Annotated in this window: 24 protein-coding genes and 1 tRNA gene; 17 read left to right on the top strand and 8 right to left on the bottom strand. The window is 69.4% G+C overall.

The genetic code is table 11. The annotated features are described in order from the left end of the window. Positions 1-48 precede the first annotated feature (48 nt). Complete coding sequence (locus LX13_RS20760; protein WP_253663222.1) at positions 49-783, bottom strand: TVP38/TMEM64 family protein; 735 nt, start codon at positions 781-783, stop codon at positions 49-51. A 166-nt stretch (positions 784-949) separates the two neighbouring features. Between LX13_RS20760 and LX13_RS20755 the strand changes: the two genes are divergently transcribed. The 12 genes from LX13_RS20755 to LX13_RS20700 all read left to right on the top strand — a co-directional run bounded on the left by LX13_RS20755 (position 950) and on the right by LX13_RS20700 (position 15,558). Continuing rightward, complete coding sequence (locus tag LX13_RS20755; RefSeq protein WP_253663221.1) at positions 950-2,932, top strand: methylmalonyl-CoA mutase family protein; 1,983 nt, start codon at positions 950-952, stop codon at positions 2,930-2,932. After that, positions 2,929-5,181, top strand: a complete 2,253-nt coding sequence (scpA, locus tag LX13_RS20750) for a methylmalonyl-CoA mutase (protein ID WP_253663220.1) — start codon at positions 2,929-2,931, stop codon at positions 5,179-5,181. The genes LX13_RS20755 and scpA overlap by 4 nt, the downstream gene beginning before the upstream one ends. A gap of 16 nt (positions 5,182-5,197) precedes the next feature. Further along, positions 5,198-6,187, top strand: a complete 990-nt coding sequence (gene meaB, locus LX13_RS20745; RefSeq protein WP_253663219.1) for a methylmalonyl Co-A mutase-associated GTPase MeaB — start codon at positions 5,198-5,200, stop codon at positions 6,185-6,187. 135 nt (positions 6,188-6,322) lie between these two features. Beyond that, positions 6,323-7,216, top strand: coding sequence for a carbon-nitrogen hydrolase family protein (locus LX13_RS20740; RefSeq protein WP_253663218.1), 894 nt, complete (start codon positions 6,323-6,325; stop codon positions 7,214-7,216). After that, the gene (locus LX13_RS20735; RefSeq protein WP_253663217.1) at positions 7,209-7,496 is read left to right on the top strand and encodes an MSMEG_0570 family nitrogen starvation response protein; all 288 of its coding nucleotides are present in this window, start codon (positions 7,209-7,211) and stop codon (positions 7,494-7,496) included. Before LX13_RS20740 ends, LX13_RS20735 begins: the two co-directional genes overlap by 8 nt. 76 nt (positions 7,497-7,572) lie before the next feature. Next, positions 7,573-8,892 carry an MSMEG_0569 family flavin-dependent oxidoreductase gene (locus LX13_RS20730; protein WP_253663216.1) on the top strand — a complete coding sequence of 440 codons (1,320 nt, stop codon included), beginning with the start codon at positions 7,573-7,575 and terminating at the stop codon, positions 8,890-8,892. A 4-nt stretch (positions 8,893-8,896) separates the two neighbouring features. Then, on the top strand, positions 8,897-10,372 hold the full coding sequence (locus tag LX13_RS20725; protein WP_253663215.1) for an AMP-binding protein: 1,476 nt from the start codon (positions 8,897-8,899) through the stop codon (positions 10,370-10,372). A 119-nt stretch (positions 10,373-10,491) separates the two neighbouring features. Beyond that, the gene (locus LX13_RS20720; protein WP_188492655.1) at positions 10,492-11,016 is read left to right on the top strand and encodes an MSMEG_0572/Sll0783 family nitrogen starvation response protein; all 525 of its coding nucleotides are present in this window, start codon (positions 10,492-10,494) and stop codon (positions 11,014-11,016) included. 9 nt (positions 11,017-11,025) lie between these two features. Then, a complete protein-coding gene (locus tag LX13_RS20715; protein ID WP_253663214.1) occupies positions 11,026-12,081 on the top strand; it encodes an MSMEG_0568 family radical SAM protein in 1,056 nt (351 codons plus the stop codon). Positions 12,082-12,127: 46 nt separating this feature from the next. Next, positions 12,128-13,537, top strand: a complete 1,410-nt coding sequence (locus LX13_RS20710; protein WP_253663627.1) for an MSMEG_0567/sll0787 family protein — start codon at positions 12,128-12,130, stop codon at positions 13,535-13,537. Positions 13,538-13,594: 57 nt separating this feature from the next. Next, a complete protein-coding gene (locus tag LX13_RS20705; RefSeq protein WP_253663213.1) occupies positions 13,595-14,446 on the top strand; it encodes a carbon-nitrogen hydrolase family protein in 852 nt (283 codons plus the stop codon). An 11-nt stretch (positions 14,447-14,457) separates the two neighbouring features. After that, the gene (locus tag LX13_RS20700; RefSeq protein WP_253663212.1) at positions 14,458-15,558 is read left to right on the top strand and encodes an MSMEG_0565 family glycosyltransferase; all 1,101 of its coding nucleotides are present in this window, start codon (positions 14,458-14,460) and stop codon (positions 15,556-15,558) included. Here LX13_RS20700 and LX13_RS20695 read toward each other — a convergent pair. Genes LX13_RS20695 through LX13_RS20685 form a run of 3 tightly spaced genes read right to left on the bottom strand, consistent with a single transcriptional unit; the run spans position 15,555 to position 18,458 of the window. Next, positions 15,555-16,580: a nucleoside hydrolase gene (locus LX13_RS20695; RefSeq protein ID WP_253663211.1), complete on the bottom strand. Its 1,026-nt coding sequence runs from the start codon at positions 16,578-16,580 to the stop codon at positions 15,555-15,557. The genes LX13_RS20700 and LX13_RS20695 overlap by 4 nt on opposite strands. A gap of 10 nt (positions 16,581-16,590) precedes the next feature. Further along, positions 16,591-17,067, bottom strand: a complete 477-nt coding sequence (locus LX13_RS20690) for a DinB family protein (RefSeq protein ID WP_253663210.1) — start codon at positions 17,065-17,067, stop codon at positions 16,591-16,593. Next, the gene (locus LX13_RS20685; RefSeq protein ID WP_253663626.1) at positions 17,061-18,458 is read right to left on the bottom strand and encodes an SDR family NAD(P)-dependent oxidoreductase; all 1,398 of its coding nucleotides are present in this window, start codon (positions 18,456-18,458) and stop codon (positions 17,061-17,063) included. Before LX13_RS20685 ends, LX13_RS20690 begins: the two co-directional genes overlap by 7 nt. Positions 18,459-18,548: 90 nt before the next feature. Here LX13_RS20685 and LX13_RS20680 point away from each other — a divergent pair, with 90 nt between their 5' ends. After that, a complete protein-coding gene (locus LX13_RS20680) occupies positions 18,549-19,073 on the top strand; it encodes a gluconokinase (protein WP_253663209.1) in 525 nt (174 codons plus the stop codon). 27 nt (positions 19,074-19,100) lie between these two features. On the opposite strand, the gene LX13_RS20675 is transcribed toward LX13_RS20680, so the two are convergent. Further along, positions 19,101-19,186 (bottom strand) — tRNA-Leu (locus LX13_RS20675). Between the two features lie 108 nt (positions 19,187-19,294). Between LX13_RS20675 and LX13_RS20670 the strand changes: the two genes are divergently transcribed. Beyond that, entirely contained in the window at positions 19,295-20,635 is a 1,341-nt protein-coding gene (locus LX13_RS20670) for a M20/M25/M40 family metallo-hydrolase (protein WP_253663208.1), read from the top strand. Positions 20,636-20,729: 94 nt separating this feature from the next. Continuing rightward, positions 20,730-21,266, top strand: a complete 537-nt coding sequence (locus LX13_RS20665; RefSeq protein WP_253663207.1) for a YbhB/YbcL family Raf kinase inhibitor-like protein — start codon at positions 20,730-20,732, stop codon at positions 21,264-21,266. Between the two features lie 33 nt (positions 21,267-21,299). Here LX13_RS20665 and LX13_RS20660 read toward each other — a convergent pair whose 3' ends face one another. The 3 genes from LX13_RS20660 to LX13_RS20650 are packed head-to-tail and all read right to left on the bottom strand — an operon-like array spanning position 21,300 to position 23,775. After that, the gene (locus tag LX13_RS20660) at positions 21,300-22,409 is read right to left on the bottom strand and encodes a quinone-dependent dihydroorotate dehydrogenase (protein WP_253663625.1); all 1,110 of its coding nucleotides are present in this window, start codon (positions 22,407-22,409) and stop codon (positions 21,300-21,302) included. Positions 22,410-22,447: 38 nt separating this feature from the next. Next, complete coding sequence (locus LX13_RS20655; protein ID WP_253663206.1) at positions 22,448-22,711, bottom strand: DUF5703 family protein; 264 nt, start codon at positions 22,709-22,711, stop codon at positions 22,448-22,450. A 23-nt stretch (positions 22,712-22,734) separates the two neighbouring features. Then, positions 22,735-23,775, bottom strand: coding sequence for an NHL repeat-containing protein (locus tag LX13_RS20650; RefSeq protein ID WP_253663205.1), 1,041 nt, complete (start codon positions 23,773-23,775; stop codon positions 22,735-22,737). A gap of 92 nt (positions 23,776-23,867) precedes the next feature. Here LX13_RS20650 and LX13_RS20645 point away from each other — a divergent pair, with 92 nt between their 5' ends. Next, the gene (locus LX13_RS20645; protein WP_253663204.1) at positions 23,868-24,710 is read left to right on the top strand and encodes an undecaprenyl-diphosphate phosphatase; all 843 of its coding nucleotides are present in this window, start codon (positions 23,868-23,870) and stop codon (positions 24,708-24,710) included. A gap of 31 nt (positions 24,711-24,741) precedes the next feature. Further along, positions 24,742-25,479 carry a histidine phosphatase family protein gene (locus LX13_RS20640; RefSeq protein WP_253663203.1) on the top strand — a complete coding sequence of 246 codons (738 nt, stop codon included), beginning with the start codon at positions 24,742-24,744 and terminating at the stop codon, positions 25,477-25,479. The last annotated feature ends 25 nt before the right edge of the window (positions 25,480-25,504 follow it).

The following is a 25,504-nucleotide window of genomic DNA, read 5'->3' as shown; positions in this document are numbered from 1 at the left end:
TGATCCGGAAGAATCAAGTATGGACCCTTTACTGCGAAGAATCCAGTCTCACGACTTGATCGCGGGAGTGGAGTGATCCGTGGCCTGCTCCGGCGGAGCCACCCGGTTGCGTCGGTCCAGCGCGATGTCGACGGCCAGACCGCCGATACCCACCAGGAAGAACGTGGCGCTGAACGCCAACGTGATCGGGTTCAACCGGCCGGTCAACGCGTCCCCGACGAACACGATCGACGCGGTCCCCGGCGCCATGCCCACCACCGAACCCAGCAGATACGACCGCAGTGGCACCGACGACAGGCCCGAGCAGTAGTTGACGACCGAGAACGGACACGCCGCGATCAGGCGCAGCGAACCGACCGCCAACCATCCGCGGCGGCGGAGCCGATGTTCGATGCTCGCGACGATCGGGCGGTCGACGAAACCCTGGACGCGACCGCGGCCGAGTCGTCGGGCCAGGACGAACGCGAGAGCCGCGGCGACGGTCGACGCGACCATCGCGCCCACGAAACCGACGACCGGCCCGAACAGCAGTCCCGACGACACGGTGAACGCCGTGCGGGGGATGGGGCCGACGGTGATGAGTGCGTAGGCGCAGAAGAACAGGGCCACGAAGCCCGGCCCGACCGAGTCGGCCCAGGTCCGCAGGTATCCCACCGACGGCAGCGGGACCACGTAGGCCAGTCCGATCACCGCGATGACGACCAGCCCGGCCAGCGCCGCGGTCACCAGGGTGCGCACCGGGGAGCGCTCGACCGCGTCGTCGGGTCGTTCGGGTGCGGTCACGTCGTCGAGCATACGAACCCGACGGTGGTGTGGCGTGGATCGCACTGCCGGGGTGACGGCCCGAGCGATCGATCGGCTAGTGTCGATTCACCGATGGACCGCCGGGCAGATCGCCCTCGAATACGTCCTCACGCTGCGGCGGGATCGGGCGAGGAAGGCAGGCGCGATGTCCGACAATGGGATCTCGAACACGGACACCCCGACTGCGGACGCCACCACGAACGCGGCTACGGCCACCGGCTCCGCGCTGCAGGATGCGTACCGACAGTGGTCGGAATCGGCCACTGCGGTCCTCGCCAAGTCGCGCCGGGTGTCGGCCGACGAACTGCCGGGCAGCCCCGAAGAACTCCTGTCGACGAACCTGCCGGGTTCACTGACCGTCAGGCCGCTCTACACCCGACGCGATGAGCTCCCCGAGTCGTCGTTGCCGGGCGAGTTCCCGTACGTGCGGGGCAGCGACGCCGACCGCGACCCGATCATGGGGTGGCGCGTCACCGAGCGTTTCGGGGATCCGAGCTCACCGCGTGACCCCGGGGCGATCAACGACGCCATCATCGATGCGCTCGAGAACGGCGCCAGCGGGCTGTGGCTGTCGGTCGGCACCGACGGGATCGCGCTCGACGACCTTCCCGCCGCTCTCGACGGTGTCCTGTTCGACCTGGTGCCGGTCACGGTGGACGCAGGCGTCGACGGCGTCGCCGCGGCCCGGACGCTCCTCGACCTGCTTCCCGACGAGCACCGTCCGACCGTGTCCACCGTCATCAGCCTCGGTCTGGCCCCGCTCACCTCCGCCTACTCGACGCGCCCCGACGTCGACCTCGCAGCCGCCGTCGACATCGCCCACCGGGCCGGGACTCGCGCTCGCGCACTGCGCGTCGACGGCACCGACTTCGCCGCGGCGGGCGCCACCGACGTCGCGGAACTGGCGTTCTCCGTCGCCGCCGGCGTCGACTACCTGCGCGCCCTGACCGACTCGGGGTTGTCGCCCGAACAGGCGTTGGGTCAGCTGACCTTCGCCCTCGGCGCGTCCGACGACCAGTTCCTCTCGATCGCGAAATTCCGTGCACTGCGCCGACTCTGGGCGCGCGTCGCCGACGTGGTCGGTGCACCGGCAGCCGGTGGCGCCGTCACCCACGCCGTCACCACGATCGGCATGTTCTCCCAGCGCGACGCATGGGTGAACATGCTCCGGTCGACCGTGGCCGCGTTCGGGGCCGGGGTGGGCGGAGCCGACCAGGTCACCGTGCTCGGGTTCGACGCCGCTCTCCCGCTCGAGGCACGCACCTCGAGTCCCGCCTTCTCCCGCCGCATGGCCCGCAACACCCAACTCCTCCTGCTGGAGGAGTCGAACCTCGGCCGGGTCCTCGATCCGGCGGGCGGCTCATGGTTCGTCGAATCGCTGACCGACGACGTCGCACACGCGGCCTGGGCCCTGTTCCAGACAGTGGAGGGACACGGCGGATACCGGGCTGCGCTCGAGCGCGGGTTCATCGCCGAACAGATCGCCGAGTCGTTGGCCGAGCGGGACCGGGCCATCGCCCACCGCACCGTCCCGCTGACCGGGATCAGCGAGTTCCCGAACCTCGACGAGCGACCGCTCGTGACCTCGGAATCCGCCACGTCGCCGAACACACCGGTCGCCCCGGCGCCACCCAACCTGGTCCGCACGGCCCACCAGTTCGAGGAACTGCGCGACGCCTCCGACCGAACGCTGGCCGAGGCGGGCGCACGGCCCACGGTCGTGCTGGTGCCGCTCGGTCCGGTGGCCGAGCACAACGGCCGCACCACGTTCGTCGCGAACCTGCTGGCCGCAGGCGGTATCGCCGCGGTGAACCCCGGTCCACTGCGCCCCGAGGAGATCGCCGACGCGGTGGCCGCGGCCGGTGACCCGTCCGTCGCCGTCCTGTGTGCCGCGAACCCCCGCTATCGCGAGGAGGGATCGGCAGCACTACAGGCACTCCGAGACGCCGGCGTGACGACCGTCCACGTGGCGGGCCCGGCCTCGGCGTGGCCCTCGGATGAGCCTGCCCCCGACGACTTCGTCGGCATCGGTGTCGACGCGATCGACACGCTGACGTCCCTGCAGCAACTCCTCGGTGTCGGTGCCCGCTCGGGCGCCGGGGCCGCCAACCGACAGGACGCGCGGTGACCACCACCCGATCCACGATCGCCACCTTCGCCGACATCGCACTCGACCCCGAGACCCCGTCGGACGCCACCCCGGCCGGACCGGCCGCCGCCTCGGCCGCCCCGGAGACGGTCTGGACCACGCCCGAGCAGATCGAGGTCGGTCCGGTCTTCGGACGATCCGACCGCGACGCGGTGGCCGATGACGCCGGCGAGCACCCCTACCCGTTGGACTCCGTCCCCGGGGCGGCGCCGTTCCTGCGGGGCCCGTACCCGACGATGTACGTCAACCAGCCGTGGACCATCCGCCAATACGCCGGGTTCTCCACCGCCGCCGAGTCGAACGCCTTCTACCGCCGCAACCTCGCGGCCGGACAGAAGGGACTCTCGGTCGCCTTCGACCTCGCGACCCACCGCGGCTACGACTCCGACCACCCGCGGGTCCAGGGCGACGTCGGCATGGCCGGCGTCGCGATCGACTCGATCCTCGACATGCGTCAGCTCTTCGACGGCATCGACCTCGGGTCGGTGTCGGTGTCGATGACCATGAACGGCGCCGTGCTGCCGATCCTGGCGCTGTACGTGGCCGCCGCCGAGGAGCAGGGCGTCGGACCGGAGAAGCTCGCCGGGACAATCCAGAACGACATCCTCAAAGAGTTCATGGTCCGCAACACCTACATCTATCCGCCGAAGCCGTCGATGCGGATCATCTCCGACATCTTCGCCTACACCAGCGAACGGATGCCGCGGTACAACTCGATCTCGATCTCCGGCTACCACATCCAGGAAGCCGGTGCCACAGCCGATCTCGAGCTGGCCTACACCCTGGCCGACGGCGTGGAGTACATCCGCGCCGGGCTGGCCGCGGGCATGGACATCGACTCGTTCGCACCCCGGTTGTCGTTCTTCTGGGGCATCGGGATGAACTTCTTCATGGAGGTCGCCAAACTCCGTGCGGCCCGGCTCATCTGGAGCGAACTCGTCGCCGAGTTCGAGCCGAAGAACCCCAAATCGCGCTCGCTACGGACACATTCGCAGACCTCGGGGTGGTCGCTGACCGCGCAGGACCCGTTCAACAACGTCGCCCGCACCTGCATCGAGGCGATGGCCGCCACACAGGGCCACACCCAATCGCTGCACACCAACGCCCTCGACGAGGCGCTCGCGCTGCCCACCGACTTCTCCGCGCGCATCGCGCGCAACACCCAGCTGCTGCTGCAGCAGGAGTCGGGCACGACGCGGCCCATCGACCCGTGGGGCGGTTCGTACTACGTCGAATGGCTGACCCACCAGCTCGCCCAGCGCACCCGCGAGCACATCGCCGAGGTCGAGGAGGCCGGCGGCATGGCGCAGGCCATCAACGAGGGCATCCCGAAGCTGCGCATCGAGGAGGCCGCGGCCCGTACCCAGGCCAGGATCGATTCGGGGCGTCAACCCGTCATCGGCATCAACAAGTACCGCGTCGACTCCGACCAGGAGGTCGAGGTCCTCAAGGTCGAGAACAGTCGCGTGCAGACCGAGCAGCTCGAGAAGCTGTCCTCGCTCAAGGCATCTCGCGACTCCGCCGCGGTCGAGGCCGCGCTGGCAGACCTCAGCCGCGCGGCCGCCGACACCTCCGGCGGGATGGGCAACAACCTGATGGCGCTGGCCATCGAGGCGGCCCGCCACCAGGCGACGGTCGGGGAGATCTCCGAGGCGATGGAGAAGGTCTACGGTCGGCACCAGGCGGAGATCAAGACCATCAGCGGGGTGTATCGGGATGAGGCGGGACAGGTGAGCAACATCGACGCCGCGATCGACATCGTGCACCGGTTCGCCGAGGCCGAAGGGCGCCGTCCCCGTGTGCTCGTCGCGAAGATGGGGCAGGACGGCCACGACCGCGGGCAGAAGGTCATCGCGACCGCCTTCGCCGATCTCGGCTTCGACGTCGACGTGGGCCCGCTGTTCCAGACCCCGGACGAGGTCGCGCAGCAGGCGGCCGACAACGACGTGCACGTGGTGGGCGTGAGCTCGCTCGCCGCCGGTCACCTGACCCTGGTACCCGCGCTCAGGGCCGCGCTGGCCGCGGTCGGCCGCGAGGACATCATGATCGTGGTCGGTGGCGTGATCCCGCCCGGCGACTTCGACGAGTTGTACGCCGCGGGTGCCGCCGCGATCTTCCCGCCCGGGACCGTGATCGCCGACAGCGCGGTGGAGCTCATCACCAAGCTGGCCGTCGAACTCGGCCACGACCTCGAGGGTGCAGCTCCCGCGGACCCGGCAGAGCAGTGAGTCCGACGCTCATCTGATGCCACGTCAACCCATCGACCCGCGGGCTCTCGCCGAGGCGGTCCGAGCGGATCGCCGACCGCAGCTCGCACGCGCCATCACCCTCATCGAGTCGACGCGCGCCGACCACCGGGCGTTGGCCCAGGAGTTGCTGCTCGACCTCACCCCGGACTCCGGACGCTCCTACCGGGTCGGTATCACCGGTGTCCCCGGCGTCGGGAAGTCCACCGCGATCGAGGCGCTCGGGATGTACCTCATCGAGCAGGGACACAAGGTCGCGGTGCTCGCGGTGGACCCGTCGTCGACGCGTACCGGGGGCTCGATCCTGGGGGACAAGACGCGCATGGGGCGACTGTCGGTCGCACCGCAGGCCTACATCCGGCCGTCGCCGACGTCGGGCACCCTCGGAGGTGTCGCGAAGGCCACCCGAGAGACCATCGTGCTGCTCGAGGCCGCCGGGTTCGACGTCGTGCTCGTCGAGACTGTCGGGGTGGGGCAGTCCGAGGTGACCGTCGCGAACATGGTCGACAGCTTCTGCTTCCTCACCCTCGCGCGCACCGGGGACTCGTTGCAGGGCATCAAGAAGGGCGTCCTCGAGCTCGCCGACATCGTCGTGGTCAACAAGGCCGACGGCAAGCACGAACGTGAGGCCCGCTCGGCCGCCCGCGAACTCGGCGGCGCGATCCGTCTGCTCTACCCGCACGACGCCCTGTGGCTTCCCCCGGTGCTGACGATGAGCGCGCTGGAGAACGTCGGCGTGGACGATTTCTGGCAGACGGTGCTGCGGCACAAGAAGGTGCTCGCCGACGCCGGCCGCTTCGAGTCGCGGCGCGCCCAGCAGCAGGTCGACTGGATGTGGGCCATGGTCAACGACCAGCTCATGCACCGCCTCGACACCGACCCGACCGTGCGGGCGACCCGGCGACGGGTCGAGCACGAGGTGCGGGCGGGCACGCTCACACCGGCACTCGCCGCGACCGCGATCGTCGAGGCGTTCGACCAGAGCTGATCGCGCACTACACATTTCGTACACGTGAACCGTGTGAGGGTAATGACCCACGTCATTGTTCTCCGCGTAACCATCGGGAAACACCTCGGGCGTCAACTGGGTACAGATCGAATCGACCCCACCGAAGGACATCCGATGACAACCATCGCAGCGGTCGCCGCCAACTTCACCCGCGACCTCGACCAGAATTATGCCCTGATCCAGACGCTCACCACGCAGGCCCGTGACCAGGGCGTCGAGTTCCTCGTCTTCCCCGAGGCGGCCATCGGCGGGTACCTGTCGTCGCTGGGCAACCACGGCGACACGGTCAAGAACACCGATCGTTCACTGCCCCCGGCGATCTCGCTCGACGGACCGGAGATCCGTCGGGTCCAGGACATCGTGGGCGATCTCGTCGTCGCCATCGGATTCTGTGAGCTGGACCGTGACGGCGAGACCCGGTACAACGCGGCCGCGGTGCTCGACGGGCAGCGGATCTACGGCAGCTACCGCAAGGTGCACCAGCCGCTCGGTGAGAACATGTCGTACTCGGCCGGGTCGGAGTACCCGGTCTTCGACACACCGGTCGGACGCGTCGGTCTCCAGATCTGTTACGACAAGGCATTTCCCGAGGCCGCACGCTCGATGGCGCTCGACGGGGCCGAGATCATCGCCAGCCTGTCGGCGTGGCCGGCCGCGCGGACCGCGACCGCGACCGATCTGCAGGAGGACCGGTGGACCTACCGGTTCAACCTCTTCGACATGGCCCGGGCGTTGGACAACCAGGTGTTCTGGGTGGCGTCGAACCAGTCGGGCACCTTCGGGTCGCTCAACTACGTCGGCAACGCCAAGGTCGTCGATCCCGGCGGGAACATCCTCGCCACCACGCTTCTCGGTAGCGGGATGGCGGTCGCCGACATCGACATCGAGGGCACCTTCCGTGCGATGCGCGGCGGCATGTTCCATCTCCGTGATCGCCGTCCCGACGTCTACGGTGCGCTGACCGACGCCGACCACACCGCCGCATGGAACGGGTTGGCCCGTGCCTGAGATGACGTTCGAGGTGCGGTGGCCAGACGGCGCCGTGGAGAACTGCTACTCGCCGAGCCTGGTGATGCACGACCACCTCACCGCCGGGGCGAGCTACACCGTCGCCGAGTTCGTCGACCGCTCCACCACCGCGCTGAGCGAGGCGAGCGAGCGGGTGCGCGCCAAGTACGGGTTCGCGTGCACGTCGGCCGCAGCCACCACACACCAGATCATTACCAGCGCAGCACGATACCCGGACGGGGCGAAGGTGGACGTCGTGTCCATGAGCCCGCCCCTCTGACGCCGACGACCTCCACCGGCACGCCTGTCCGACCCCCGTACGTCCATCGTCCATCCCAGCGATCAGGGACATCCTCATGAGCACATCGCCCGCGACCCCCGAACACCTCGCCTCCGACGACACCACCCACGTGCCGGTCATCGTGATCGGCGGCGGACAGGCCGGCCTGTCGGTGAGCTGGTATCTCGGCGCCAACGACATCGACCATCTCGTCGTCGAGGCCGGTACCCCGATGCACCAGTGGTCCGACACCCGCTGGGACAACTTCACCCTCGTGACCCCCAACTGGCACTGCCGGCTGCCGGGATACGCCTACCAGGGCCCCGACCCCGACGGTTTCATGACCCGCGACGAGGTCGTCGAATGGCTGCGCGGCTGGCTCGACACGTTCTCCCCGCCGCTGCGCACCGGCACCCGGGTCACGCGCCTGTCGCACGGCGAGGACGGTGGCTACGAGCTCATGACCGAGGGGGAGCACGGGCCGGAGATCCTCACCTGCGACGAGGTCGTCGTCGCCACCGGCGGCTATCCCGTCCCGGTCGTCCCGACCTTCGCGCCGACCCTGGATCCCGCGATCCGTCAGCTGCACTCCGAGGAGTACCGCAACTCCGACCAACTCGCCGACGGCGCCGTACTGGTGGTCGGCTCGGGGCAGTCCGGCGCACAGATCGCCGAGGACCTCCACCTCGAGGGACGGTCGGTCCACCTGGCCATCGGAACCGCTCCGCGGGTGGCCCGCTTCTACCGCGGCCGCGACTGCATGACCTGGCTCGCCGACATGGGCCTCTACGAGACCCCGGCCCAGCAGTACCCGGGTGGGAAGGCCGCCCGGGAGAAGACGAACCACTACGTCACGGGTCGTGACGGCGGACGTGACGTCGACCTGAGGGCTTTCGCGCTCGAGGGGATGTCCCTGTACGGAACCCTCACCGACGGGCGCGACACCGGCCTCACCTTCGCCCCGACCCTGACGAGTTCGCTGGACAAGGCCGACTCGGTCTACAACTCGATCTGCGCCGACATCGACGCCCACATCGCCCGCGAGGGGATCGACGCCCCGCCGGCGTCGCGGTACGAGCCGGTGTGGCGTCCGTCGACCGATCCCGAGACGCTCGACCTGGCCGCGGCCGGCATCACCACCATCATCTGGGCCATCGGGTACCGACCGGACTACCGCTGGATCGAGGCGAGCGCGTTCGACGGCGGCGGCCGACCGATGCAGACCCGCGGTGTCACCGGCGTCTCCGGGCTGTCGTTCATCGGTCTGCCGTGGATGCACACCTGGGGTTCGGGTCGGTTCCTCGGCATCGACGACGATGCCCGGCACATCGCCGAGACCATCATCGACCGCGGGCGCGGCACCGCCGGCGGCCTGCGCCTCGCGGTCGGTAGCTGACCCCGTGGCCCGGCGATCGATCTCCCGCCTGATCTCCGCGAGGGCGGCAGCCGAACCGGACCACCCCGTGGTCATCGGAGCCGACGACCGGTGTGTACTCACCGCCGCCGAGCTCGATCGCGCGGGCAACCGGCTGGCCCGTGACTACCGGGCCCGTGGTGTCCGCGCCGACGACCTGGTGACCATCGCCCTGCCCACCTGCATCGAGTTCGTCGTCGCGTGCACGGCCGTCTGGAAACTCGGCGCCACACCGCAGCCGATGGACCCGGACATGGCGCGGGCGGAGCGCGAAGTGCTCGAACGAGTCGACCGTCCCGCACTGGCGATCGGAGCCCGACCCGCCGACCACACCATCGGATGGGTCCCCGCGGGGCACCGGGCCGACGACTCGATGTCCGACGCCGCCCTGCCCGACGCGTCGGCGTCCTGTTGGAAGGCCTCCACCTCGTCGGGCAGCACGGGACGACCCAAGGTCATCCGCAGCACCGCTCCCGCCCGGTTCGATCCCGATGCCGATGTCGCCCCGTTCCTACCGGCCCGGGCGGTCCAGCTGATCTGCGGTCCGCTGTGGCATTCGGCGACGTTCACCTACGCGTTCCGGGGCCTGATGACCGACCACCGGTTGGTGCTGGCCGACGACTTCGACGAGCACACCTTCACCGACATCGTCGCCCGGCACCGCATCACGTGGGCGTTGTTGTCGCCGAGCATGATCCACCGGCTGATGCGACTGCCCGAAGCGGATCTCGCCGCCGCCGACACCTCGTCGATCCGATCGGTGTTGCACATGGGCTCCCCGTGTCCCGAGGGGGACAAGCGCGCGCTGATCGACTGGCTCGGCCCGCAGCGTGTGCACGAGGTCTACGCGGGCAGTGAGTCCAACGGGCTGACCATGATCGACGGGGCGGACTGGCTGGCCCACCCGGGCAGTGTCGGTCGTCCCATCGGCGGTACAGAGGTGTCCGTCCGCGCCGACGACGGATCGGCCGTGGCGCCGGGGGTCATCGGCCAGATCTGGATGCGCCGTGCCGGCGGTGCCCGCTACACCTATGTCGGTCACCGGTCTGCGCGAACCCGCGACGGCTGGGACACGTTGGGCGACATGGGCGTCGTCGACGACGACGGATTCCTCACCGTCATCGACCGCCGGTCGGACACCATCCGATGCGGTGACCGCACCGTCTATCCGGCACGGATGGAGCAGGCGATCGTCGCCCACCCCGCGATCCGGGACGCAGTGGTCTACGCGGTGCGCGACGACACCGGTGCGCAGACGGTGTCCGCAGTCCTCGACATCGCCGATTCCGACGTCGATCCCGGCGAGATGGAACACTTCACGCTCGGTCACCTCGCCGCCGTCTGCCGACCCGGGCGGGTGCACGTCGCCCGGCGCCCTCTGCGCAACGCGGCCGGGAAGGTGCGGCGCAGCTCGTTCGCCGCGGCCGACGCGGGGATCACCCCGAGTGCCCGGGAAACCTGACCGCAACACCACGGCGATTGCGTAACCGCGCGTTATTCCGTCAACAACCACAACGCAATTCGGCACCGATGTAATCAACACAGGCACCGAGATCGACCACCTACGAGAGGACCCTACCCATGACCGAGATCGACGACACCATCGCCGAGAACATCAAGAAATCCCTCGCCGAGATCCCGCACCCGTCCCTGCCCAAGGGGTCGAACATCTACGGCGGCACCAAGCTGTTCCCCGACTACCAGGCCGAGGACGGCGAGACGTACTTCACGCTGGTGCACGGCATCGCCCACGAGTCGTCGGTGAGCTTCGTCGCCGTCCTGCAGGCCACCCGTGCGCTGCGCAAGGGCTTCGAGTCGGCGCTGTACTTCTACGGACCGGGTGCGATCAACTGCCTTGCCACGCGCGGCTTCCCGACCACCGGCGACTCCGGATTCCCGGGCGAGCAGAACATCAACGACTCACTCGCCACGTTCATCGGTGAGGGCGGCACGGTGTACTGCTGCCGATTCGGCCTGGCGCTGCACGGTGGTCGCGAAGAGGACCTCATCGAGGGCGTCATCCCCGCCCACCCCCTCGACGTGCAGGATGCGCTGATCCACTACGCACGCAAGGGAGCCATCATCAACTCCACGTACATGGTCTAGGAGACACCCATGTCGGTATCCACCCGAGTCGACCTCGCGCTGTTGGGCGTTCGCGGACGGCCGCCGGTGACCCGCACCGCCGGTGCCGGTCCCAGCGACGACGGACACCTGGTGATCGACGGCCTCAACGCCGCGATTCCCCGGAACCCGCTCAGTCCCTATGTGTTCGACGGTGATCGGGTCCTGCTCGACGGTGTCGACACCGGACTCGACGTCGAGGCGGTCGATCGTCCACGGTTCTACGACCTGACGACGCACGACGGGGTGCGATACGAGAAGTTGGCCAAGCTGCACGGCCGCGACGTGCTCGCCACCACCGTGGTGCAGACCTGCATCCGATACGACGCCGATCAGAGGTGTCGGTTCTGCTCCATCGAGGAGTCACTGCGCTCGGGTGCCACGGTCGCGGTGAAGAAGCCGGCCGAGCTCGCCGAGGTCGCCGAGGCGGCGGTCCGCCTCGACGGGGTCAGGCAGATGGTGATGACCACCGGCACCTCGGCCGGTCGTGACCGTGGTGCACGCCATCTCGCGCGCTGCGTGGCCGCGGTGCGCGCGGCGGTTCCCGACCTGCCCATCCAGGTGCAGTGCGAACCGCCCGCCGATCTGGCGACCATCACCGAGCTGTACGACGCGGGTGCCCGATCGATCGGGATCCACGTCGAATCCCTCGACGACGACGTCCGGCGTCGGTGGATGCCCGGCAAGTCCACCGTGCCGTTGGACGAGTACCGGACGGCCTGGCGCGAGGCGGTACGGGTCTTCGGCCGCAACCAGGTGTCGACCTACCTGCTGATCGGGCTCGGTGAGGACCCTGACGATGTCGTCGACGGCGCACGGGAGCTGATCGATATGGGCGTCTACCCGTTCGTCGTCCCGTTCCGCCCGCATCCCGGCACGCTCGCGGTCGACGTCGACTCCGCGCGGGCCCCGGATCCGGCTGTCGTGGAGAAGGTCTCGCGGCGCGTTGCCGAACACCTGCAGCTCGCGGGGATGGCCGGTGCCGACCAGAACGCCGGCTGCGCGGCCTGTGGCGCCTGCAGCGTGTTGCAGAACGTCGGGGGATGACGCGGTGGACCACCACGCACCGACCCTGCGGACATCCACCGCCGAGATGTCCATCCTGTCCGGACACCGCCGTGACGACTCCGACCACCGGCCGCCGTTCATCATCCGGCCCGCCGGGTCGCCTGCCGACCTCGACGCCTATCACCGGTTGCGGCGGACGACGTTCGTCGACGATCAACGCATCTTCGCCTCCACCGATCACGACGAGATCGACGACGATCCGCGGATGATCGTGCTGCTGGCACATTCCCTCGACGGCGGGGTCCTGGGCGGTGTCCGGCTCGCACCGCACGGCGACACCGACATCGGGTGGTGGACCGGCAGCCGGCTCGTGGTGGACGGCGCCGCACACAGTGCCGGCATCGGTCCGGCCCTCGTCCGGGCCGCCTGCGCCCACGCCCAGGCGCGCGGCGTGCTGCGATTCGACGCCACCGTGCAGGAGCGACACCGACCGATGTTCGCCCGGCTGGGCTGGGAGAGCCACGGGTCGACCGTCGTCGGTGGGATCGCGCACCGGTCGATGCGGTGGCCACTACACGGCATCCAGGACGTGGCCGACGCCACCAAGTCGTTCCTCGCCGAGGTACTCGACCCGCTGCGTGCGCAGTCCGGCGGACTGGGCCCCGACGGTTTCCGCGGGGACGACGGGGTACCGGTCCCCGGCAGCGACATCATCGCGGCGTGCGACGCGATCATCCCGTCGATGGTCGAACGTGACCCGGAATGGGCCGGGTGGTGTTCGGTCCTGGTCAACATCAACGATCTCAGCGCCATGGGTGCTGCCCCCAGCGGCATGTTGGACGCGGTGGGCGCACCGACACGGTCGCTGCTGACCCGCATCATCCGGGGCATCGCGCAGGCGTCGCAGGCATGGGGTGTGCCGGTGCTCGGTGGCCACACCCAGGTCGGGGTCCCCGCATCGCTGGCGGTCACGGCGTTCGGCTCCACCAGCACCCCGGTACGGGCCGGGGGAGCCTCCGCGGGCGACGCGATCCGTCTCACCGCCGACCTCACCGGATCATGGCGTCCCGGCCACCACGGTCGCCAGTGGGACTCGACGAGCACCCGCAGCGGACCCGATCTCCGCACGATGACCGGTCTGGTCGCGGCGATGTCGCCACGCGCGGCCAAGGACGTCAGCATGGCCGGTATCGCCGGGACCACCGGCATGATGGCCGAGGCCTGCGGCGCCGGGGCCGAACTCGAGGTCGCGTCCATCCCGCGGCCCGCCGCGGCCGAGATGGGTTCGTGGCTCACGTGTTTCCCCGGATTCGCGATGCTCACCGCAGAGGCTGTCGACCGACCGGCCGGCCTCGCGGGGCACCCCGTCCCCGACGGGGTCGTCGGTGCGGTGTGCGGGAGTCTCACGTCCGAGCCCGGGGTGCGCCTGCGCTGGCCGGACGGGGTCACCACGGTGGCCGTCACCGCCGGAGTGACCGGTCTCGGTCGAGCGTGACGGGCCGACTCGGATGAACGGCAACGCCTTTGAGCGACCCCGGTAGGGTCTCCTGACATGGCACCGATCACTGTGGGCGCGGTCGCGGCACACTTCGGTCGTGACGTCGATCGAGCCGTCGCGAAGGCGGTCGGCATCATCGAGGCCGCCGCCCGCGACGGCGTCGACCTTTTGGTGTTCCCCGACGCGTCGCTGGGCGGGTACATCGGTGATCTGAACGCCCCCGACGTCGCCGAGCTGCCGTCGGCCCTCGACGCCGACGGACCCGAGATCGCGGCGGTCATCGCCGCCGCCGGGGCCATGACGGTCTGCGTCGGATACGCCGAGGCGTCCGACGGACTGACCTACAACTCGGCCATCTGCGTGAGCGGCGACGGGGTGCACGGCACCCACCGCAAGGTCCACCAACCGGCCGGGGAGGCCCTGGCGTATGCCGCCGGGGACTCGTTCTCCGCGTTCGACAGTCCGGTCGGCCGGATGGGGATGCTCATCGACTACGACAAGACCTTCCCGGAGGCCGCCCGCACCATCGCACTCGACGGTGCGCACATCATCGCCGCCCTGTCGGCCTGGCCGGCCAGCGTCACCGACCGCGCCTCCCGCCTGCCCGCCGACCGCCAGTCCCGTCTGTTCGACCTCTACGACGCCGCCCGGGCCGCGGAGAACCAGGTCGTCCTCGTGTCGTCGAATCAGACCGGGGTGATGGGCTCGCTGCGGTTCCTCGGACAGGCCAAGGTCGTCGGTCCCGGCGGCGAGATCCTCGCAACCACCCGCTCGAAGGGCGGTCTGGCGACGGTCACCCTCGACGTGGAGGCCGAGATCACCCGCGCCAGAAGGGTCCTCGACCATCTCGGCGAACGGCGCAGCGAGACCTACGTCCTCGACCCCGTCCCGGCCGTCGAACGGTGAAGGGGTTCGGTATGCGCGTCGCGCTGATCACGTACTCGACCAAACCGCGCGGCGGGGTGGTGCACACCCTGGCCTTGGCCGAGGCCCTCGCCGACGCCGGGGCCGACGTGACGGTGTGGTCCCTCGCCCGCGGGTCCGACAGCGGTTTCTTCCGCAGGGTCGACCCCCGGGTCCGGTTGCGGCTCGTCGAGTTCGCCACGATCCCCGACGAGACCGTCACCGATCGGATCGTCCGCTCGATCGAGACCATGCGCCGGGCGTTCGACCGACAGCACTACGACATCGTCCACGCCCAGGACTGCATCAGCGCCAACGCCGTCGGGCCGTGCATCCGCACCGTGCACCACCTCGACGAGTTCACCACCCCGGTCCTCGCCGAATGCCACGAGAAGGCGATCGTCGACCCCTACGCACGGATCTGCGTGTCCCGTGCCGTGGCGGACGAGATCGTCGACGGGTGGGACCTGCATCCCACCGTGATCCCCAACGGGGTTGCCGCACAGCGGTTCAACGACGCCGCCGACGACACCCCCGACGCGATCGCCGCACGCGAGCGTTGGCGTTCGCAGCTCGGCCCCTACGTGCTCGCCGTCGGCGGCATCGAACCCCGCAAGGGCAGCATCGATCTGCTCGACGCGTACGCCCTGTTCCAGACCACCCATCCGGGGTTGTCGTTGGTGTTCGCCGGCGGGGAGACCCTGTTCGACTACCGTGACTACCGCGCCGAGTTCGACCGTCGGCGCGGTGAACTCGATGTCACACCGACGGTGTTGGGCACCGTCGACGACGACGACCTGCCCGCGCTGGTCGCGGCGTCGGACGTCTTCGCCTTCCCGTCGACCAAAGAGGGATTCGGTCTCGCCGCCATGGAGGCCCTCGCCGCCGGGCGTCCGGTGGTGACGCGCGATCTACCGGTGTTGCGGGAGGTGTTCGGCGACAGCGTCTCCTACGCCGCCGACGTGCCACAGCTCGCAGATGCCCTGGCCGACGCGTTGACCGTCGATGCCGATCGCGTCGCGTCGGGACGACGACTGGCGGAGTCGATGACGTGGGCAGCCGCAGCTCGGGCGCATCTGCGTTTCTACGCCGATCACCCGATGGCGATCCGCTAGAACCGTGCCGCGAGCCCCGCGACGCGTTCGATCAGCTCGTCGAAGAACAGTTCCGGATCGGTCGAGGTGGCGATCGCGGCGTTGGGCTCCCGGCCCCACATCCCACGTTCGTCGGCGACCGTCGTCCCGCGCGTCAACGTGCCGACGAGTTCCACGTCCACACACGCCGGGCGGGTCGTGGTGATGGTCGGATCGAGTGCAACCGCGGCGGCGAACGGGTCGTGCATGTGGGCGATGTAGCCCTCGTCGTGGTCGGCGTGGAACTCGAAGTAGAAGCGGATGGCGTCGACCAGGTGCCGGACGACCGCCCGGCTGGCCACCGATCGCGTTCCCGGCTCGTCCACCGGCGTCGGCTGTTCGACCGGCGTGCTGCCCGCCGACGCGGCCAGACGACCGAGGTGATCGGGGGTCATCACGATCGTCTCGGTGAGATCGAGCGGGCAGATGATCGGGCTGGGCGCCCCGGAGTGGCCGAACGCGGCGAACACCCGTTGCGCCGCCTCGGGATCCACCGCGATGTTCCACTCCGAGGTGGGCGTGGTGTTGCCCGGGTGATGGAACGACCCACCCATGACCACCAGACGGCGCAACCGGGAGGGCAGGCCGGGATCGCGGTCGATGGCGATCGCGAGGTTGGTCAGGGGGCCGGTGACCAACCCGATGATCTCGCCGGGGCGCTCGGTGGTGAGGTCGATCCAGGCGTCGGCGGCGTCGCGGTGCGAGGGCGGTGTCGGGGCGGGCGGGAGTTCGGCGTAGCCGATTCCCAACGGGCCGTGCGTGTCCTCGGTCGTCATCAGCTCGGCGACCAGCGGTGCGGCGGCGCCGAGACACACCTCCACGTCGTCCCGGCCACACAGCGCGAGCCAGGCGAGGTTGTTGGCGCACACCACGTCGGTGGGCACGTTGCCTGCCGTGGAGAGAACGGCGAGCAGATCGGCGTCGGGGTGGGCCAGGAGGTAGAGCAGGGCCAGCGAGTCGTCGATGCCGGTGTCGCAGTCGAACACGAGGGGATGGGCGGCCACGTGCAGAACCCTAACCGACGCCGTGGACCAGGATGTCCCGGCTCAACTCGAGCTGGCCCAGGTGCTGCGACAGCTCGCGGATGATGTGCAGCAGCATCCATTCCGCCGACCTCGAGGAGACGTCCGAGCTGCGGGTCGACCCCTCGGCGTCGCGGTCCCGCGGACCTTCGGTCAGTGCGATGTGCACCCAGCCACCGACGCGCGCCGCCACGTCGTCGATCGCCGACTCGAGTGCGCCCACGGTGCCCGTCGCGGTGAACTCCGAGGCACGGTCACGCGGGATCCGTTCGCCGCCGATGACACTGCCGCCCCAGAACTTCAGCATTCCCACACAGTGGAAAACGATTGCGAACGGAGAGTTGGCCCCCGGCAGCGCGGGCACCGTGTTCACCCGATCGTCACCGAGTTCGACGACGATGGCGCGCATGGCCGTCAGGTTCTCCTCGATCAGAACCTCGACGGCGCCGCGGAGCGGTGTGTTCACCACGGGTAGGGCTCGAAATCCTTGAGGAAGCATCCGTAGCGGTCGATCCCGTTCTCCCCGTCCACGATCGGGTGATAGACGCGCGCGGCACCGTCGACGAGGTCGAGTGGGGCTCGGAATCCCTCCTCGGCCAGGCGCATCTTCGAGTCGTGGGGACGCTCGTCGGTGATCCACCCGGTGTCGACCGCGGTCACCAGGATGCCGTCGTCGAACAGTTCGCCGGCGCTGGTCCGGGTCAGCATGTTCAGCGCGGCCTTGGCCATGTTGGTGTGCGGGTGGCCGGGCCCCTTGTAGCCGCGGGAGAAGATGCCCTCCATCGCCGAGACGTTCACCACGTATTTGCGGCGAGCGGTCGAGGCACGCAGGGCCGGGGTGAGGCGCGAGAGCAGGATGAACGGCGCCACGCTGTTGCAGAGCTGCACCTCGAGCAGTTCGAGCGGGTCGACGTGATCGACCGAGGCGACCCAGCTGTTCGAGCTGACGAGGTCGGGGAGCAGACCGCCGGCATCCACTGCGGTGCCGTCGGCGATCCGTGCGGGTGAGGCCGATCCCGCGGTCATCGCCAGGGCCACCAGCGATTCCGCGGCCGCATCCGAGTCCGAACCGCCGGCGAGCGCGTTGGGGTGCAGTTCGCTGCTGTCGCCCATGGTCAGTGTCGGGATCTGCGCTGCACGACCGGACAGCGGCGCGTTCTCGGCGTCGGTCAGCGACCGGTACGAGCCGGGGGAGCGGCGCACGGTCTGTGCGGCGTTGTTGACCAGGATGTCGAGGCTGCCCTTCGCGGCGACCGCGTCGGCCAGCGCCACCACCTGCGCCGGGTCACGCAGGTCGATGCCGACGATGTCGAGTCGGTGCAGCCAGTCGGCCGAGTCATCTTGGCGCGCAAAGCGTCTGGCGGCGTCGCGCGGAAAGCGCGTGGTGATGGTGAGCTCTGCTCCGTCGCGCAGCAGCATCAGAGCGATGTACATGCCGATCTTCGCCCTACCACCGGTCAGCAGCGCCCGGCGTCCGGTGAGGTCGGTGCGCTGGTCGCGACGCGCGCGGTTGGTGCGCACGCAGTCCGGACAGAGCTGATGGTGGAACGCGTTGACCTCGGTGTACTCGCGCTTGCAGATGTAGCAGGCCTGGGCGCGGATCAGATGGCCGGCGACACCGGTCGCGTCGCCGGACAGGCCGATCCCCGCGGTCTCGTCGTCGATGCGGTCGGCCGACCCGGTCGCCGTGGCGGCGAGCACGGCACGGTCGGCGTCGAGTCGCTGACGGTGCTTGGCGCGCCGATGGGTGCGCTTGGCGACCTTGAACATGCGTGCCACCGCGCGCTGTACCGCCACCGAGTCCGGATGCCCGTCGTCGAGCAACGCGGCCTGCTCGAGAACCCGACGCATCGTCGCCATGTCATCGGGGTCGATCTGCTCGGTCACCCGACCAGTGTAGAAGGGTCCGTCGACCGGTTCCGGCCGGGACGGGTTGTGCTACAAGGAACTATGACCAAGCCTGCGATCGGCCGGGACGTACACCTCTGCGTGATGGGCGTCAGCGGGGTGGGGAAGTCGACCGTGGGCGCTGAACTCGCACGGCGACTGGGTCGTTCGTTCGGCGACGCCGACGATCTGCATCCACGGTCCAACGTCGTCGAGATGGCCGCGGGCACCCCGCTCACCGACACCGAACGCGGTCCGTGGCTCGACGCCGTGGCAGCGTGGCTCGACGAGCAGTCCGAGACCGTGGGCGGGGTCGTCTTCGCGTGTTCGGCGCTCAAGAGGCGCTACCGCGATCGGCTCGCCGAGTCGGACGCACCGGTGTTCTTCCTGCACCTCACCGCGGACACCGACGAACTGCGGCGCCGGATGACCGAGCGGAAGGGACACTTCATGCACGTGAACATGCTCGAATCGCAGCTGGCCGATCTGGAGCCGATCGAATCCGACGAGCGCGGTCTGCAGATCCTGACCGGCGGGTCGGTGACCGAGACGGTCGAACGCGTGCTGGCGAGTATTCGCCCTGAATGAGGGTCTCGACCGAAGCCGAGACGAGTGTGTCCGGAGGGGGACTTGAACCCCCACGCCCGTTAATAGGGCACTAGCACCTCAAGCTAGCGCGTCTGCCATTCCGCCACCCGGACATGCACGGTTTTGCTCCCGTACGAGTGCCGGACAACATTAACCGACCGCCTGACCGGAACCCAAATCACCAGCACGCCCGACGGTGTGACCAGTGATAGGAATGGGACGTGACCGACAACACCGCACCCCGCGCGACCGACGAGGTAGTCGACCTCGTCAGCGCCCTCATCCAGTTCGACACCACCAACACCGGTGAACTCGAGACCACCGTCGGCGAGGAGGAATGCGCCCGCTGGGTGGCTGCCCAGCTCGAGGAGGTCGGCTACGAGACCGAGTACGTCGAGTCCGGACAGCCCGGTCGCGGCAACGTCTTCGCGCGCCTACGCGGGTCCGACCCCGAGCGCGGCACGCTGCTGCTGCACACGCACCTCGACGTCGTACCCGCCCGTCCGGAGGACTGGAGCGTCCATCCGTTCTCGGGGTCGGTGAAGGACGGCTACGTGTGGGGTCGCGGTGCGATCGACATGAAGGACATGGTCGGGATGGCCCTCGCCCTCGCCCGTCAGTTCCGCCGCGAGGGCACCGTCCCGCCCCGCGACATCGTGTTCGCCTTCCTCGCCGACGAGGAGGCGGGCGGCAAGTGGGGTTCACACTGGCTCGTCGAGAACCGTCCGGACATCTTCGAGGGCATCACCGAGGCGGTCGGCGAGGTGGGCGGCTACTCGCTGACCGTCGACACCCCGGACGGGTCGCAGAAGCGCCTGTATCTCGTGGAGACGGCCGAGAAGGGCATCGCCTGGATGCGACTCACCGCGTCGGCCACCGCGGGCCACGGATCGTTCCTGCACGAGAACAACGCGGTGACCATCCTGGCCGAGGCCGTCGCGAAGCTCGGGCGGCACACCTTCCCGCTCGTGATGACCGACTCGGTGGCCGAGTTCCTCGGGGCCGTCAGCGCCGAGTCGACGCTCGAGTTGTCGCCGGACTCCCCGGATCTCGAGACCACGCTGCACAAACTCGGCTCGATCGCGCGGATCATCGGCGCCACCCTGCGCGACACGGCGAACCCGACGATGTTGAACGCCGGCTACAAGGCGAACGTCATCCCGCAGACCGCGACCGCGGTCGTCGACTGCCGCGTGCTCCCCGGCAGGCAGGCCGCGTTCGAGGCCGAGGTCGATGCCATCATCGGACCCGACGTGACCCGGGAGTGGGTCACCAAGCTGGACTCGTACGAGACCACCTTCGACGGGGCCCTCGTGGACGCGATGAACGACGCGATCCTCGCCTTCGACCCGGACGGCCGCACCGTCCCGTACATGCTCTCCGGCGGCACCGATGCGAAGGCCTTCGCCAAGCTCGGCATCCGCTGCTTCGGTTTCGCACCCCTGCGGCTGCCGCCCGAACTCGACTTCGCCGCGCTGTTCCACGGCATCGACGAACGGGTCCCCGTCGACGGGCTGCTGTTCGGCACCGAGGTGCTCGAGCACTTCCTGCTGCACAGCTGACCGAAGGGAACACCGTCGGCGTCCCGGGGCGTTGAATGGTTCCACGGCGTGCCCGACCGGCACGCACCACGTCGAAAGGATGTGCACCGCACTCATGTCGAGAAACCCGTACGACGATCTGCCCGACCTCCCGACCTTCACCATCTCGTCGGAGAGCTTCACCGACGGTGGGGCCTTCGCCACGGCGCAGGTGAGCGGGATCATGGGGGCCGGCGGCGACGACGCGTCACCGCAGGTGAGCTGGTCGGGCTTCCCCGCCGAGACCAAGAGTTTCGCCGTGACGGTCTACGACCCCGACGCCCCGACCGCGGCCGGCTTCTGGCACTGGGCGGTGGCCGACATCCCCGTGACCACGACGTCGCTGGTCGAGGGTGCCGGCGACGAGAACGGCAGCGGCCTGCCGTCGGGTGCGGTGACCCTGGCCTCCGACGCGTCGGCGAAGCGGTTCATCGGCGCGGCGCCGCCCCCCGGACACGGACCGCACCACTACTACATCGCGGTCCACGCCGTGGACGTGGAGACCCTGGAACTGCCCGACGGCGCGACGCCGGCGTTCCTCGGTTTCAACCTGTTCAGTCACGCGATCGCCCGCGCGGTGATCCACGCGACCCACGAACAGCCGGCCGAGTGAACTGAGCGAGACGACACGGACACCGCCGGGGCCTCAGGCCTCGGCGGTGTTCTCGCTTCCCACCGCGGCCGAGAGTGATTCGAAGCCCCCGGCGCGCAGTCGGGCGGCGATGCCGTCGTGGATGTCCTTGATCCACATGGGCCCGCCGTAGATGAATCCGGTGTAGCCCTGGATCAGCGATGCGCCCGCACAGATGCGTTCCCACGCCTGATCGGGTGTCTCGATGCCCCCGACCGAGATGAGTTCGAGCCGGTCACCCACACGTCGGTACAACCGGCGCAGTACCTCGAGGGAGCGTTCGGCCAGCGGCGCGCCGGACAGTCCACCGGCGCCGATGTCGCGGATGGTCGCCTCCTCGGTTCGCAGGCCGTCGCGACCGATGGTCGTGTTCGTGCAGACGATCCCGGCGAGCCCCAGCTCGACGGCCAGGTCCGCGATGTCGTCGATGTCGGTGTCGCTGAGGTCGGGGGCGATCTTGACCAGCACCGGGGTGGTGGTCGCCCCGATCACCGCCGTGAGCAGGGGGCGTAGCGAGGCGACCGCCTGGAGGTCGCGCAGACCCGGCGTGTTCGGTGAGCTGACGTTGACCACGACGAAATCCGACAGCGGACCGAGCAGCCGCGCACTGATCAGGTAGTCGGCGACGGCGTCGATGGGGTCGACGAGCTTGGTCTTGCCGATGTTCGCCGCCACCGGTACCGATCGAGAATCGCGTCGGCGTGCGGCCAGTCGACCGGCGGCCGCGGAGGCGCCGTGGTTGTTGAACCCCATGCGGTTGATCAACGCACGGTCGGCGGGCAGGCGGAACAGCCGTGGCGTGGGGTTACCCGGCTGTGCGACCCCGGTCACGGTGCCGATCTCGGCGAAACCGAATCCGAGTGCGCCCCAGGCATTCACGGCCTCGGCATTCTTGTCGAACCCGGCCGCCAGTCCCATCGGCGCCGCGAAGTCGATGCCGAACACCGTGGTCTGCAGGATGGGGTCGTGGCGGGCGAACACGCGCGCACACAGTGCCGTCACCAGGCGGGTCGACCCGACCGTGGCCAGGGTGCGCGAGACCAGGGTGTGGATCCGCTCCGCGGGCAGCAGGAACATCGCGCGCAGGAGCAGGGGGTAGGCGAGGCGATCGACCCGGCGCAGCAGCGACCCGGATCCCGCCGACGTCGCCGGGGGAGCAGCGCTCACCGATCGACCTCGACGCCGTTGCGCTCGGCCCGTGTCTTCTTGCGTTTCAACAACACCTTGCGCGTGCCGTCCGAGTAGAGCCGGACACGTGAGATCTCCCACCCGCCGAACTCCGCCTCGATCGACAGCCGCATCGACGCGGTCACCCGCGTGACGTCCGGGGGCAGCCGGAGCGGGGTGTACTCGTAGTCGTCGCTGGTCGCCGATGTCCACTCACGGGGGAACCCGGGGCCGCGACCACCTGCCGTCGTGCGCCGCATGTCGCCTCCCATGGTCGTTGTCGTCACCGGATGATCTGGAGCCCCTCGCCACGGGCGGAGAGCAGGTAGACGGTGCCGGTGGCGCTGTCGACCGCCAGCGAGTCCACCTGACCCACTGTGGCCAACCGTCGGCGCTCCACCGGAATTCCGGTGGACAGATCGTAGGCCACGACCTGGTTGTTGCCGGTGGTCGCGACCCACGCCAGGTTCTTCGTGTCGTCGTATCCTACGGCGTACGGACCGGCCGCCACCGGGTAGCGGAACTTCGCCACCAGCGGGTTCCCGTCGAATCCGAGGAACTCGTTGCCGCGGGTGTCGGTGGTCAGGAACCGACCGTAGTGATCGACGGTGATGCCGGTCGCGCCGTCACCGGCGCGCAGCGCGGCCCCCAGCGATCCGTCCTCGACATCGACCGTCGTGACCGACGACTGTGCCCGGTCCAGCGCCACCACCTGACCGTCGCCGCTGTTCTGGTCCGCAGAGGCCACCGCGAGACCGTCGACGCGGACGAACCCGGTGATGGTCCTCGCGATCGTGCCGTCGGCGCGCACCCGCAGGATCGACCCCGAGCCCGTCCCGACGAGCAGTGAGCCGTCGGTGTACCTCGCCAGGCTCAGTGGATCGGGGGCCGGGATGTCCTGCTTCGACACGGCCCCGGTCGTCGTGTCGACCCGCAGGACCGCATCGGGCGCGATCGCCGCGACCGCGCCGTCGCCGACGGTCGTGATCGCGACGACGGTCGTGGGCAACGTCACCCGACGGGGTGCGGTGTCCGCGCCGGAACCGGCGGTCGAATAGATCTCCAGAGAGGACCGATCGGCCCCCAACACGGCCAGCGTCGAGGTCGACGGGTCCAGCGCCATCGACTGCGACGCCGGCGCGGGCACCACGGTCCCGGCCGCGGCGGCAGCAGTGGGAGGCGCGCTGATCGGCGTCTGCGGTGTGGTCGTCGGGACGTTCGGGCCACTCGACGAGCTGTTCCCGCAGGCGCCCACGGTCAGGATCACGAGCGCGCTCAGTGCGACGGCGAGGGCGGTCGACGTGCGACGCGGCAGTACGGGCATGCGGTCCATAGTGCTGCACGCACGGGCGCACATCCGATTCCGCCCGCGCAGGGGTGCGCCCCGGTCGGTCCGCTGCCGTAGTGTCTGACGCCGTGACTGATGCGATGACGTGGACCCAGACCGTCGTGCTCGGGGCGGTGCAGGGCCTGACCGAGTTCCTCCCGGTCTCGTCGTCCGGGCACCTGCGGATCGTGTCCGGGGTCTTCTTCGGCGACGACGCCGGCGCCTCGTTCACCGCGGTCACACAGCTCGGCACCGAGGCCGCGGTGCTCATCTACTTCCTGCGCGACATCATCCGCATCGTCGGCGCCTGGTTCCGCGGTTTGTTCTCCCCGCAGGAGCGCGGACTCGACTACAAGATCGGGTGGTACGTGATCTTCGCCACCATCCCGATCGGTGTGCTCGGAATCGTGTTCAAGGACCAGATCCGTACCGGCGCACGCAACCTCTGGCTGATCGCGTCGATGCTCATCGTCTTCTCGGTCGTCATCTTCCTCGCCGAGCGGTACGGCAAGCGGGAACGGCCGCTCGAACAACTCACGCTGCGCGACGGCGTGACGATGGGACTCGCGCAGTGTTTGGCGCTGATCCCCGGAGTGTCCCGCTCGGGCGCGACCGCCAGCGCCGGCCTGTTCCTCGGTCTGGAACGCGAGGCGGCGGTGCGGTTCTCCTTCCTCCTCGCCATCCCCGCGGTGACCGCATCGGGGCTGTTCAGCCTTCCGGACGCGTTCTCGCCGAGCGGCGACGGTCTCGAGGCCAGCGGCGTGCAACTGCTGGTCGCGACGGTCATCGCGTTCGTCATCGGCTACGCCTCGATCGCCTGGTTGCTGCGTTTCGTCGCCAAGCACTCGCTCAACTGGTTCGTCGGATACCGGGTCGTCGTCGGCCTGATCGTCATCGGACTGCTTGCGGGCGGCGTGGTCAGCGCGACCTGATCGCCCCGCGGCGGACGCATATGGTGAACGTGTGACCGTCATCCTGCTCCGCCACGGACGCTCGACCGCGAACACCTCGGGCGTGCTCGCCGGACGCAGCATCGGCGTCGACCTCGATGACACCGGGCGCACCCAGGCCCAGTCCATCATCGACCGGTTGTCCGACGTCGCGACGTTGACCGCGGTGGTCCGGTCGCCGTTGCAGCGCTGCGAGCAGACCGTTGCGCCGCTCGTCGCCGAACGTGGACTCACCGAGATCGTCGACGACCGGCTCATCGAGGTGGACTACGGCCAGTGGACCGGCCGCCCCATCAAGGACCTGCTGGGCGAGGACATGTGGAAGACGGTGCAGCAGCAACCGTCCGCCGCGATCTTTCCCGACGGTGAGGGGCTGGCTCATGTCCAGAGTCGCGCGGTGGCCGCCATCCGCGAACTCGACGCGCTGCACGGCGGACCGGACGGCAGCGGCGTCTGGGTGGCCTGCTCACACGGCGACGTCATCAAGTCGATCCTCGCCGACGCCATGGGAATGCACCTCGACTCGTTCCAGCGGATAGTGGTGGAACCGGCGTCGATCAGCATCATCCGGTACAGCCCGTCCCGGCCGTACGTGCACACGGTCAACTCCACGGGTGTGAAGCCGTCGTTCCCCGCCCCGCCGCCGCCGACCACGGACGCCGCCGCAGACGGGGGCTCGGCCGACGATGCGGTCATCGGTGGATCGACCGGGACGCCTGCCGCACCGGCGGGCGGACACCCACCGCACTAGCCACACCGGTCGGGTCGAGAACCCA

It is taken from the genome of Williamsia maris, from assembly GCF_024171815.1.
GTDB classification, from domain to species: Bacteria; Actinomycetota; Actinomycetes; order Mycobacteriales; family Mycobacteriaceae; genus Williamsia_A; species Williamsia_A maris.
The sequence above is the reverse complement of the archived record's forward strand: the minus strand, read 5'-3'. Positions and strand labels throughout refer to the sequence as shown.

Bases quoted from the DNA above. Each gene is read 5' to 3' on its own strand.
- LX13_RS20710 (WP_253663627.1), top strand. From the start codon at position 12,128: ATGTCCATCCTGTCCGGACACCGCCGTGACGACTCCGACCACCGGCCG.
- LX13_RS20755 (WP_253663221.1), top strand. From the start codon at position 950: ATGTCCGACAATGGGATCTCGAACACGGACACCCCGACTGCGGACGCC.
- meaB (WP_253663219.1), top strand. From the start codon at position 5,198: ATGCCACGTCAACCCATCGACCCGCGGGCTCTCGCCGAGGCGGTCCGA.
- LX13_RS20740 (WP_253663218.1), top strand. From the start codon at position 6,323: ATGACAACCATCGCAGCGGTCGCCGCCAACTTCACCCGCGACCTCGAC.
- LX13_RS20685 (WP_253663626.1), bottom strand. From the start codon at position 18,458: ATGGCGACGATGCGTCGGGTTCTCGAGCAGGCCGCGTTGCTCGACGAC.
- LX13_RS20705 (WP_253663213.1), top strand. From the start codon at position 13,595: ATGGCACCGATCACTGTGGGCGCGGTCGCGGCACACTTCGGTCGTGAC.
- LX13_RS20680 (WP_253663209.1), top strand. From the start codon at position 18,549: ATGACCAAGCCTGCGATCGGCCGGGACGTACACCTCTGCGTGATGGGC.
- LX13_RS20730 (WP_253663216.1), top strand. From the start codon at position 7,573: ATGAGCACATCGCCCGCGACCCCCGAACACCTCGCCTCCGACGACACC.
- LX13_RS20655 (WP_253663206.1), bottom strand. From the start codon at position 22,711: ATGCGGCGCACGACGGCAGGTGGTCGCGGCCCCGGGTTCCCCCGTGAG.
- LX13_RS20720 (WP_188492655.1), top strand. From the start codon at position 10,492: ATGACCGAGATCGACGACACCATCGCCGAGAACATCAAGAAATCCCTC.
- LX13_RS20700 (WP_253663212.1), top strand. From the start codon at position 14,458: ATGCGCGTCGCGCTGATCACGTACTCGACCAAACCGCGCGGCGGGGTG.
- LX13_RS20665 (WP_253663207.1), top strand. From the start codon at position 20,730: ATGTCGAGAAACCCGTACGACGATCTGCCCGACCTCCCGACCTTCACC.
- LX13_RS20650 (WP_253663205.1), bottom strand. From the start codon at position 23,775: ATGCCCGTACTGCCGCGTCGCACGTCGACCGCCCTCGCCGTCGCACTG.
- LX13_RS20715 (WP_253663214.1), top strand. From the start codon at position 11,026: ATGTCGGTATCCACCCGAGTCGACCTCGCGCTGTTGGGCGTTCGCGGA.